Source organism: Paenibacillus sp. FSL R10-2736, assembly GCF_038000245.1.
GTDB lineage: Bacteria > Bacillota > Bacilli > Paenibacillales > Paenibacillaceae > Paenibacillus_AQ > Paenibacillus_AQ phytohabitans.
In genome coordinates this window covers 4,527,062-4,538,575 of sequence record NZ_JBBOBN010000001.1, presented here as the reverse complement: position 1 = coordinate 4,538,575, position 11,514 = coordinate 4,527,062, and the positions used below count along the sequence as shown (strand labels likewise).

General features: G+C 52.5%; 8 protein-coding genes. 5 read left to right on the top strand and 3 right to left on the bottom strand.

What is annotated here, in order from left to right:
- Positions 1-48 precede the first annotated feature (48 nt).
- The 3 genes from NSQ73_RS19845 to NSQ73_RS19835 all read left to right on the top strand — a co-directional run bounded on the left by NSQ73_RS19845 (position 49) and on the right by NSQ73_RS19835 (position 4,223).
- On the top strand, positions 49-1,542 hold the full coding sequence (locus NSQ73_RS19845) for a WG repeat-containing protein (RefSeq protein WP_076244349.1): 1,494 nt from the start codon (positions 49-51) through the stop codon (positions 1,540-1,542).
- Between the two features lie 259 nt (positions 1,543-1,801).
- Positions 1,802-2,437: a hypothetical protein gene (locus tag NSQ73_RS19840; protein ID WP_340946741.1), complete on the top strand. Its 636-nt coding sequence runs from the start codon at positions 1,802-1,804 to the stop codon at positions 2,435-2,437.
- A gap of 262 nt (positions 2,438-2,699) precedes the next feature.
- Positions 2,700-4,223 carry a carboxylesterase/lipase family protein gene (locus tag NSQ73_RS19835; protein ID WP_076244353.1) on the top strand — a complete coding sequence of 508 codons (1,524 nt, stop codon included), beginning with the start codon at positions 2,700-2,702 and terminating at the stop codon, positions 4,221-4,223.
- A gap of 26 nt (positions 4,224-4,249) precedes the next feature.
- Here NSQ73_RS19835 and NSQ73_RS19830 read toward each other — a convergent pair whose 3' ends face one another.
- Both NSQ73_RS19830 and NSQ73_RS19825 read right to left on the bottom strand, forming a co-directional pair.
- Entirely contained in the window at positions 4,250-5,014 is a 765-nt protein-coding gene (locus tag NSQ73_RS19830; RefSeq protein WP_076244356.1) for a helix-turn-helix transcriptional regulator, read from the bottom strand.
- 79 nt (positions 5,015-5,093) lie between these two features.
- Positions 5,094-6,239: a glycosyl hydrolase family 8 gene (locus NSQ73_RS19825; RefSeq protein ID WP_340987833.1), complete on the bottom strand. Its 1,146-nt coding sequence runs from the start codon at positions 6,237-6,239 to the stop codon at positions 5,094-5,096.
- A gap of 260 nt (positions 6,240-6,499) precedes the next feature.
- On the opposite strand from NSQ73_RS19825, the gene NSQ73_RS19820 reads away from it, so the two are divergent.
- Positions 6,500-7,927, top strand: a complete 1,428-nt coding sequence (locus tag NSQ73_RS19820; RefSeq protein ID WP_340987831.1) for a family 43 glycosylhydrolase — start codon at positions 6,500-6,502, stop codon at positions 7,925-7,927.
- 139 nt (positions 7,928-8,066) lie between these two features.
- On the opposite strand, the gene NSQ73_RS19815 is transcribed toward NSQ73_RS19820, so the two are convergent.
- Positions 8,067-8,960: a helix-turn-helix transcriptional regulator gene (locus tag NSQ73_RS19815; RefSeq protein ID WP_340987829.1), complete on the bottom strand. Its 894-nt coding sequence runs from the start codon at positions 8,958-8,960 to the stop codon at positions 8,067-8,069.
- A gap of 100 nt (positions 8,961-9,060) precedes the next feature.
- On the opposite strand from NSQ73_RS19815, the gene NSQ73_RS19810 reads away from it, so the two are divergent.
- The gene (locus NSQ73_RS19810) at positions 9,061-11,511 is read left to right on the top strand and encodes a glycoside hydrolase family 31 protein (protein WP_340987828.1); all 2,451 of its coding nucleotides are present in this window, start codon (positions 9,061-9,063) and stop codon (positions 11,509-11,511) included.
- Positions 11,512-11,514: the final 3 nt, after the last annotated feature.

Below are 11,514 nucleotides of genomic sequence, written 5' to 3'. Positions count from 1 at the left end.
AGATTCCAGTATCATCCATTCGGAGCATTTCACAGGGGGATTTATTCTATGTACTCACATCGTTCGTTTATTCAGAATCACCGGCTGGCGGCAGTTTTGGCAGCGGGTTTGTTCGCGCTGGCCGCTTTCTTCGGGCTTGGCAGCGCATATGCCCATGCGGACCGCTGGGAGGTGTTTGACCAGGGCGAGCATTTATTTTTTCCGGAGGGGCCAATTGAGATTGACGGAGTGGTTATGGTGCCCCTGCGCCCGATAGCGGAGCGGTTTGGCTATACCTTTGTGTCCGTAAGCAATAAGGAAATTGTGCTTAAGAATGCGGAAGGGCACAGAGCCGTAGTCCGGCTGGGCACCAAAACAGCTTTGCTCGATTATGACGGCGGTTCGAAAACGCAGCTGATGGCGCAGATTCCCCGCAACTACAACGGTGCATGGTTTATTGATCTGGCGCTGGCAGGAGCCATGGGCGGTCAAGGACACTCTACAGTTCCCGGGACAAATCTGATTCAGCTTCGTCCCGTGTCAGGCGATGCCCAGGAGCAGCTGGAGCAGAAGTATTGGTTCAACTTCATGGATAAGGGCAAAACGGTATTTGTTAATAATCAGGGGCAGGAGCAACTACGGACTTCCAATACTCCGGTGTATGACTTTGGTTATGAAGAACTGCTTCCGGTGAAGACATCCGCCTATACGGCTGGTTTCATGAACCGGGCAGGAGAACTGGTGTTAGATACGCCGCATTATCAAGTGGGACAGTTCTATGAGGGGCTGGCCTGGTTCAAGGATATGGTCAAGACGGGAAGCGGCGGCTTTTCAGTGAAAATGGGCTTTATGAACCGTGCAGGCAAGATCGTCATTCCGGCAATCTACAGCCGTGTGTATGATTTCTCGGATGGGCTCGCGAAGGTAGCCGGAGGCAAAACCTTGTACATCGACCACAGTGGAAAAATAGTTATACCAGGCGTATCCGGGCTGCAGAATAGCGAGTCGTTCTCGAATGGTCTGGCGCTCGTTACTGTACGTACCACAAGCGGCGGTAAAAGCGTCATCCGGACCGGCTTTATCGACAATAAAGGGAATTGGGCAATCAAGCCAATCTATGACTCTGCGAGTTCGTTCTCCGAAGGCGTTGCTACCGCGGCATTGAACGGCAAAAGCGGTCTCCTCGATACCAAAGGAAAGTTGATTCTGAAGCCTGAATTCAGTACTGGTAATGGGTTCGTAGGGCAGTTCCATGACGGTTATATTGTGCTGACGCTGAGCGGGGGCGAACACGATTACAAGCAGCGGCTTGTTGATGCTAATGGGAATATTATTGCTATTCCGGGTGCCGAGCAAATTAATGGTTATGGCGATGGCATGATTTCTTATAAGGACGGCGGATACGGCTTCAAAAATGTGGCAGGTGATGTGATCGTAAAGCCTGCTTTCTCAGAGGTACGGGATTTCAAAGCCGGAGCAGGCAAAGGGTTCACAAATATCAACAATGAACAATCCGCATGTCTGATCAATAAAGCAGGAGAAATCGTCTGGAGTAGAGAATAAAGGTCGTATATCCTTATATTTGAAAGGGAAGATGACTTTGGAAACAGGCGGAGTTCGCCCGGGTAAGCTCAATGCGATAGTGTATGTATTATTTGGTTTGCAGCTTCTGTTCACTCTTTTCAGTAACCGGTTTTATAGCTTTATCGCTTATATCGACAACAACCAAAGTTCTAGCGGTAGTATGGCTGGCTTAATATCGATAGTAGCAGCCATAGCTGCAGTTGTATGCGTGATATGGTTTGGGAGAAGGCATAGTCTGGTGCTGATGTTTCTGTCCGTGGAGCTGATATCTATTCTGTACCAGCTATGCCTGCACCCGTCGCAGATTCTACGGCCAACCAATCTGATCTATACAGTGGTTGTCAGCGTGCTGACGGTATTGTTTCTGGTTAAACTGCCGCCGGCAGAACCTGAAGAACCGGCCGGGAAGGCGGAGCAGGAGAGCGTCAAATTGTCTTCCGGCAGTAACCATGATTCCGGCCCAGTGGTAACCGCTAAGCTAGGTATGATTATGCTCTATATTCTGGCGGCGGTACCAGTTCTGTACAATATTTATTCCAAGTCTGGCGGTTATGAATATACAATGCTGGTGGGTCCGTATCTGAAGTTGTCCTACTTCTTTGTCATTCTCAGTGTTATTTATTTATTCATCACGAATACATATTTGCAGGATCATTTGAAGGTGATTCTTACACTCATTGTTGTTTTTACCCTTATAAAATTCGTACTGCCGCTGTTGTATTTCATACCGGGCATCAATTATATCACTTTCTATGCCGGATACTATCTGGTTTACATTCTTCTTGCCGTTCTAATTATCGCTCCGGTCTACACGCTGCTGCGGGGAAGACGGCTGCCGCTGCTGTCCCGGCTGGCAGATCGAATATCTTTTTAAGCGGCGGATTTCCGGAATAACCACTTCCTCAGCAAAATCTCCTCACGGAAGCCAAACGCACGAAGACATCTGTAAGATGTTCTTACGCGCCGGCTTACCCGTTGGGGGATTTTTTTGTGGAGCCATAAACTCTGATTCACTCGAATGTTAGAATACATCAAATATGATTTGGCTTAGATCATTGTTTTAGATGGGGCGGTAAATTAGAATTTCAAGTATAAGTTAATGAAAACGAATTCATCTTCACAAAGGAGCCGGTAACATGCTTAGAATAGTAAAAGTCGAAAACGGGACAGTCCAGGGACTGCCGGCAGCCGATCCCCGGATTACAAGCTTCAAGGGGATACCCTTCGCTGCTCCGCCTATAGGCGACAACCGCTGGCGGGCGCCGCAGCCGGCTGCAGACTGGGAGGGTGTGCTGCATGCTTACCAGTTCGCAGCGGTCTCCATGCAGGTGAGGCAAGAGCTGGATGATAATAACATCTATACCCGCGAATGGGCCGTAGAACCGGACATCGCAATGAGCGAGGATTGTCTGTACCTGAACGTATGGACACCAGCTAAACTTCCGGACGAGAAGCTCCCCGTATACGTATGGTATTTTGGCGGAGGCCTGCAGGTAGGCCATCCGGCTGAGATGGAATTTGACGGTGAACGTATTGCACGCAGAGGCATAGTGGTAGTGACAATCAACTACCGCCTGAATGCCTTCGGATTTCTTTGCCATCCGGAAATAACAGCGGAAGCGCCGGAGGCGCCCGCCAACTTTGGCAACCTCGATCAACAGGCAGCGACCCGCTGGGTGAAGCGCAATATTGCGGCATTCGGAGGCGATCCGGACAATATCACCATCGGCGGACAGTCAGCCGGCGGCGGGAGTGTCATGAGCCAGCTCACTTCACCACAGAACGAAGGTCTATTTCAGAGGGCGATTGTTGAAAGCGGGATTTTCACAAAGCTGTATCCGGGAACCCTGCTGCCTCCTCACCGCAGTGATCTGCAGGAGGCTGAGCATGACGGTACCCGGTTCTTCAATTACCTGGGCGTATCCTCACTTGCAGAAGCCCGGCAGCTGGATGCGGTCTATCTTCGGGACAAGGCCGTAGAGTACGGGGGATTCTGGGGCACGGTTGCAGACCAGAGATTCCAGACAGGCAACCCGTTCGAATTGTTTCTTCAGAACAAGCGCTTGAAGGTACCGGTAATGCTGGGTCATACCTCCTCGGAGTTCTTTAGTACCCCGGACGCCGGGACATTCGACGAGCTCAAGAAGCTGGCCGCAGACATGTTCGGTGAGGATGCCGGTACATTCCTCGAGCTTTGCGGAGATCAGACCGTTCCAATAGAGGAAGCCAGACAGAGAGCTTCGGTTAGCGGAATAGAATATGCGATTCGCATTGCTGCGCGGGCCAATGCCGACACCGGCAGCGAAACTCCGCTTTACTATTATAATTTCGATGCTGAAATACCGGGCTGGGATAATCCCGGCACCTTCCACTCTGTAGATCTCTGGTTCTTCTTCGAGACGCTCGCCAAATGCTGGAGGCCTTTTACCGGCAAGCATTATGATTTGGCCCGGCAGATGTGCAATTATTGGGCCCATTTCATCCGTTCCGGAGACCCGAACGGCCCAGACTCCACAGGAGCGGAATTACCCCGGTGGGAGCCGTATACCCCGGACGCGCCGTACGGGATGCTGTTTGCAGACAAGGCGGAGTTTTCCGGACAACAACCGGAGGCCATGATGAATTTCCTTGTTCAGCAATATTTCAGGAACCGCGAATAAACCGGTTTGATTGAAGAGCTCCAATTCTAGCGTTTGGCCTGCTTCTGGAAATTTCTCGGCGTATGCCCGGTCATTTGCTTGAACTGCCGGCAGAAGTGTTCCACATTCTGATATCCGCACCTTGAAGCCACATCGGCAATGCTCTGGGCATTGTGAATGAGGTATTCCTTGGCCATACGGATCCGGCTGCTGATGACATCATCCATGCAGGAGATTCCGAATGTTTTTTTGTAAATGTTCTGAAGATAGCCCGGGCTAATGAGGAGAAAATCAGCCATTTTTGACACGGTCCAGTAATCCCCGGGGTTGCTCTGAATAGCCGTGCGCAGCTTCAGCAATTTGTAATATTGAGGTGTAATATTATCCTGGAAATAGGATTCCCACAGTTTGTTGAATAAGGTCCGGAGCAGATAATCGATGGAGGATTCTTTGCAATTCCGGTTGAAATTGTGTTCGCTGACCATCAGCTCAAGCAGCTTTTGGCAGTAGTCAGGGTCACTTAACGCAAAGGGCACACCAAAAGGAAGCGGAGATTCCGTGATATAAGGTTCATCGGATTCGAAGCGGAGCCAGTCATTGACGAATTGACCGGCGCTGGCCCGGTAATAGACTTTTTGCTGTGGACGATAGAGGATTACATTGTGAGCGGGATAGAGCTTAAGTCCGCCATGTACCCAGAACTCTGCTGGAGTCTTGGTAATAACAAGCAGCCAATGAGAGCCTACGGGAACATCAATAACAAAATTACCGGCGTGTGAAGTATTGCACTCAACATAGTGTATAAGGGCCATCGCGTTCTCCTCCTGGCAGACATGGCGTACTAGCATAGCGAATACAAGAACCCGCCCCTGTCAGGAGCGGGTTCCCTGTCTATCTATAAATCCGGTAGTTTCCGCTCAGCGCCAGCATAGTGAAGAAGTACAGGCAGTTGTCGTAATACCGGCGCTCCCCTGTACGAAGCGGCGTATGCCAGAACAGCTTGACGAAAGGCCCGGCATCCGGTCCATCGGCTGCAAGCGAGGCCATACCCAGTGTAGCCAGCAGGCCGACCGGATGCAGGGAAAGCTCGTCAAACGGCTGCCCGTCAATGGTATAACGCCGGTAATCCTCAGGCTTGGTGTCACGGAAGAACGCCTGAATCCGGTTAGACTGCTCCACCTGCCAAGGGTCACAGCGGAACCATTCATAGTCCAGCCCGATGTTGGCGGCGACCCGGTATGCATCGCTGAAGAAGTGGCGGAAGTCACCGTGCGGCTGGGGTTCAGCCGGAGTCCCGTCATAATTGGCGTATTCCGGCGACAGGCCGGTTTCGGGATGGCAGGCCTTATGCAGATAGGCTCTGCTTTGGGCTGCCGCATCCCTCCAGAATGCCCGGTCCGCTTCATCTGCCTGCAGAGCGAATAAATCATAGAAATGCGGCAAATGGTAGGAAGGGTCGCTGAAGGGGGTCTCGGGAATGAACTTAATCAGCCGGGTTGCAGGGTCCCACATGGGATCGCCTTCTCCGTCTTCGCCTTTGTGTACACAGGCGCGGAGAATGATTCTGGCCTGCCCGGAATAGTTGAACGGCTCGGCGCCGTCGCCCCAGCGCGCCGATGCAAAGAACAGCGCCATGGCGAAGAACTCTTCACCGTCCGGCGCCGGACCGGGAGACAGCCGCGTGCCGTCCAGCTTGCAGTGCCAGGCAAAATAATCCTTGTAACGGCCTTCCGTATGCTGCATATAGACCTTGGCGAACTTCCAGAGCCGGTCGAATTCCTCCTTTTTATCCATTTGAACCGCCATCATCATCCCGTAGGACATGCCTTCGGTACGCACATCGGTATTGCCGGTATCTACGATATATCCCTTATCGTCACCCATAGGATGGTAGATTCGGACCCCGGGAGCGCCGTAGAAAAGCTCGTTCCACGTATCTTCAAGTCTCTGAGCAATGGCCTCTGGCGACAGGCCGTTCTCAAGGAACAGGTTTCTGTATTTTCCCGTATAAAAGGAGCCTTCTGTGAAAAAATTCATAACAATCCTCCAATGGATAGCATTTTGCCCAAAGTATAACATAACCGGCAGTATAGAAATTAAAGCGTTTTCCTTGAAATTTATAGGTGAGTCCGGCCGCGTCCAATCATCTAAGGATAGATCAATCTTAGGTGTCTATATGTCATGGACTTCGCTAAAGCGGCTTCTCTATACTGAAAGGGAAAGGGACATACAGGTGACGGTGCTGGCGTAGCCCGACATATCCATGTATATAACGAACAACTAGGGGGACAACAGAAATGACGCAACAACAGGGATTCAATCCGTATCTGCCATCCTGTGAATATATTCCGGATGCTGAACCTTATGTATTTGAAGGCAGAGTGTATGTGTATGGCTCACATGACCGGTTTAACGGACACGCCTTCTGTCTGAACGACTATGCCTGCTGGTCTGCTCCTGAGGACAATCTGGCCGATTGGCAGTATGAAGGTGTGATCTACCGGACTACGGATGACCCGCTGAACCCGGAAGGCAGCATGTGCCTCTATGCACCGGATGTGACGAAGGGGCCGGACGGACGGTATTATCTCTACTATGTACTGGACAAGGTTCCTGTCGTATCGGTGGCTGTCTGCGGCAAGCCGGGCGGCAAATATGAATTCTACGGCTATGTAACCTACGGTGACGGTACGCGTCTGGGCGAACGGGAAGGCGACGAGCCGCAGTTTGATCCGGGGGTATTGACCGAAGGAGACACCACCTACCTGTACACCGGCTTCTGCGGATACGGGGACAAGTCCAGACATGGCGCCATGGCTACCGTGCTGGGTCCCGATATGCTTACGATTATTGAGGAGCCTGTGTTCGTAGCGCCGAGTCAGCCTTACAGCGGGGGGACAGGATTTGAAGGCTATGAGTTCTTCGAGGCCCCGTCTATCCGCAAAAGAGGGGATATCTACTACCTGATCTATTCTTCGATCTCGATGCATGAGCTGTGTTATGCGACCAGTAAGCATCCGACCCGGGACTTCGTCTATCAGGGAGTCATTGTAAGCAATTGCGACCTGCATATTGATACGTATAAGCCTGCGGACCAGCCGATGTATTATGGCGGCAATAATCACGGCAGTATCGTAGAGGTTAATGGAGAATGGTATATCTTCTACCATCGCCATACCAACGGGACAGCGTTCTCCCGCCAGGGCTGCATTGAGCGGATTGAATTCCGCGCAGATGGCACGATCCCCCAGGTGGAGATGACCTCCTGCGGTCCGAACGGAGGCCCGCTCCAAGGAAGCGGCGAATATCCGGCCTATCTGGCCTGCCATTTGTTCTGCAAGGATCAGGAGATGTACACCGGAGGTTTCGGCCCGATTGGTGCCTGGATGGACAGCCGGTTCCCGAAGATAACCCAGGACGGCAGGGATGGCGATGAAGAGATCGGCTATATTGCCAATATGACCGATTCGGCTACCGCCGGATTCAAATACTTCAAGTGTGAAGGGGTTACCCGGGTCTCCATTAAGGTGCGCGGTTATTGCCACGGCGAGTTCGAGGTGAAAGCGGCCTGGGACGGCCCGGCACTCGGACGTATCCCGGTAGGGTTCACGAATGTCTGGAAAGAATACACTGCGGAAGTGGCGATTCCGGACGGCGTTCAGACGCTGTATTTCACGTACACCGGCAACGGCGGCGCCCAGCTTGCTTCGTTTACGCTGGAATAACCCGGAGAATATGCTGAATATGGCTTGATGCACAAGCAGCACTTGGAAGTTCCCGGGTGCTGTTTTTTGTTGCTGCAAGCTGTAAGCAGGAAGCAGGGAGCGAGCCGCTATGAAGGTAGCTATGCTAAGCGCACTACCGCTACACCCCGGAAGAATAACGGGCCTTGTAGTCTGAAGGCGTCATGTTCATATAATGCCTGAACCACTTCGAGAAGTAGCTGACATGCTGATAGCCTGACTCCAGTGCAGCCTCCAGCACGTTGTATGATCCGCTGCGGAGCAGACTGGCCGCCTGGCTGATGCGGATATAGTTCAAATACTCCATTGGGCGCATACCAGTCTGGGCTTTGAAAAACTTGCAGAAATGCGAGCGGCTAAGCGATACAACGGAGGCAAGCTGATCCAGCTCCAGCCTGTCACGGGAATGCTGCTCCATATAGCTCAGCACTTCCCTAATTTGCCGGTTGTATTCGCGCCTGTGACGGGGCTCCGGCTCCGGATTCTTTCGGGTGAGCCCGTATTGATAGCTGTCTGCAATGAACAGCAGCAGGTGAGCCTTCAAGCTCAGTTCATACGCCGCAGACTGATGCTCATAGCGGTTCAGCAGTTCTTTTATCAGATAGAGCAATGGAGTATGGGTATCATCTGCAGCAGATAACAAGGCGGGCAGCCGGGTTGTCCCCTGCAATAGAGGGTCCAGGAACAACGACTGCACCCGGTCCGGATACGGTGAAGAGAGCCAGGAGCATTTGAACACGATGGAGTAATAACAGGTGCCGCCTGAGACGGTATCCATGCCCGAATGAAGTTCCCCCGGGTGAACGATCAGGGCATCGCCTGCCTGAATGGTGAATTCCCGGCTCTCGATATAGAAGGTAGCCCGGCCTTCCGCCAGATAAATGATCTCCATCTCGTTATGCCAATGCACGGGTAGAATCGAATGAACGCGGGCCTGATGCTCCACCCGGTAGATATGAAGCGGGAATTCAGGCTGACCATGCAGCTTGTTCTCACGGTAACGGTGTTCGTACATGATTACCTCCTGCGAATCGCAATATTGTGTTTATAAAGCACAAATATATGCTAGATAACGGATATTAATAATAATATCATTATAATCAAAGGAAGTCATAATGAAGGGTGGAACTATTGTGAATCTGATCGCTACACACTCCGGTACAGATGGCGTAAGGCTGGAGACTACAGAGGGGATTATGCATATCGCCATGGCCATGTATACGCCAGGCATTGCCAGAATCCGGTATACCCTGAATGCGGAGCTAAGCGGGAAAGAGAGTCTTATGGTAGTGAGCCGCCCGGAGGCGGAGAGTGTAGAGTGGACGATTGAGGAACACTCCGGCCATCTGGAAATTTCGACAGTGCTTCTTAAGATTAAGGTGGACAAGTTAACCTGCGCGTTCAGTTATTGGGATGCGGATGGCAGGCTGCTGACACGGGAGCCGTCCAGAGGCGGCAAAACCCTGGAGCGGACAGAGGTCTATCATACGGTCTTCGATGCTTCGGCAGATACGGTTGAGACCGGTCAGGGGGCCGATGGTCTGCGCGCGAGAGCCGAAGGGGTCAACCGCAGGCTGGACAGAGAGGCTTTTCATACGAAGCTGGAATTTGAATGGCAGGAAGACGAAGCGCTATATGGACTTGGCTCCCACGAGGAAGGGATGATGAACCTCCGGGGCCGGCAGCAATACTTGTATCAGCAGAATATGAAAGCGGTTGTTCCGGTGCTTGTATCTACGCGCGGTTACGGGATTCTGGTAGATTCGGGGTCGTACATGACCTTCCATGATGATGCCTTTGGCTCCTATCTCTGGAGTGATGCGGATGAAGAAATGGATTATTATTTCATTTACGGGCCGGAGTTCGATCAGATTACCGGGGGAATCCGTTACCTGACCGGGGAAGCGCCGATGCTTCCCAAGTGGTCCTTCGGTTATGTACAGTCCAAGGAAAGGTACATCTCCCAGGCAGAGCTCATTGCCACAGTGCAGGAGTATCGTGAGCGGTCGCTTCCCCTCGATTGTATTGTGCTTGACTGGCAGTCCTGGACGGGGAATCTGTGGGGGCAAAAGACCTTCGATCCCGAACGTTTCCCTGATCCCTCGCAGATGATGAACAGCCTGCACGCCATGAATGCCAAGCTCATGGTATCCATCTGGCCGATTATGGGCGCGGGCGGGGCCAACCATGAGGAGATGAAGGAACGCGGCTTCCTGCTCGGCAATCAGGCTACTTATGACGCCTTCCGGGAGGAAGCGCGCGAATTGTACTGGAAGCAGGCCAATGACGGGCTGTTCTCCCACGGGGTCGATGCCTGGTGGTGCGATTGCACGGAGCCTTTTGAGGCGGACTGGAAGGGTGTGGTGAAGCCGGAACCGGAGCAGCGCCTGCTGATCAACACCTCGGAATCCAAACGTTATCTCGATCCGGGGCTGATCAATGCCTATTCCATGCAGCATTCCAAAGGCATCTATGAAGGCCAGCGTGCAGCGACCTCAGAGAAACGGGTGATCAATCTGACACGCTCCGCCTTCGCGGGGCAGCACCGGTACGGCACGGTTACATGGTCAGGCGATATCGCGGCCAATTGGGAGACGCTGAGGAAGCAGATTGCCGACGGCCTTAACTTCTGCCTGACAGGCTCTCCGTACTGGACACTGGATATCGGCGCTTTTTTCGTGAAGAAGCAGAAGGAGCAGTGGTTCTCGAACGGAGATTATGACGAAGGGGTTGCCGATCTCGGATACCGTGAGCTGTACGTCCGCTGGTTCCAGCTAGGGGCCTTCCTGCCGATGTACCGTTCCCATGGGACGGATACGCCAAGAGAGGTGTGGCAGTTCGGAGAAGAGGGAGAGCCGATGTACGATACGCTTGTGAAATATCTGAAGCTCCGTTATAGGCTGATGCCATACATCTACTCACTGGCCGGAGCCGTCGCACACCGCAGCTATACCCTGTTCCGTGCGCTTGCCTTCGACTACCGGGAAGATGTGCAGGTCCATTCGATCGGCGACCAGTTCATGTTCGGTCCGGCCTTCATGGCAGCTCCCGTAACGGGGGCAATGTATTACGGTCCCGGTTCCCTTGAGCTTGAGGGAGTCCGCAAGCTGCGCAGTGTCTATCTGCCTGCCGGGGAATGGTACGATTACTGGAGCGATGAACGGATAGAGGGCGGCCTGACGATTGAAGCCAAGGCCGGTCTGGAGACACTTCCGCTCTTCGTCCGCGCCGGCTCGATTGTTCCGCTTGGCCCGGAGATTCAATATACGGATGAACAGCCGGATGCTGTGATTAGCCTCAAGGTATACGGAGGCAAGGATGTCTCTTTCACCCTGTATGAAGATGAAGGGGATAACTACAATTATGAGCACGGCTCCTATTCCATGATCTTGATGACCTGGAGCGAAGCGGAACGTAGCTTGACGATTGGGAAGCGGGCAGGAGATTATGCCGGTATGCAGGCGGTCAGACAATTTACTGTAGAGATCGCCGGACAGGCCGGAAGCTGTATTGTAAATTATGAGGGTGAAGCTGTAACCGTCCGGGAAGCAGACCTGAACCTTTGACTT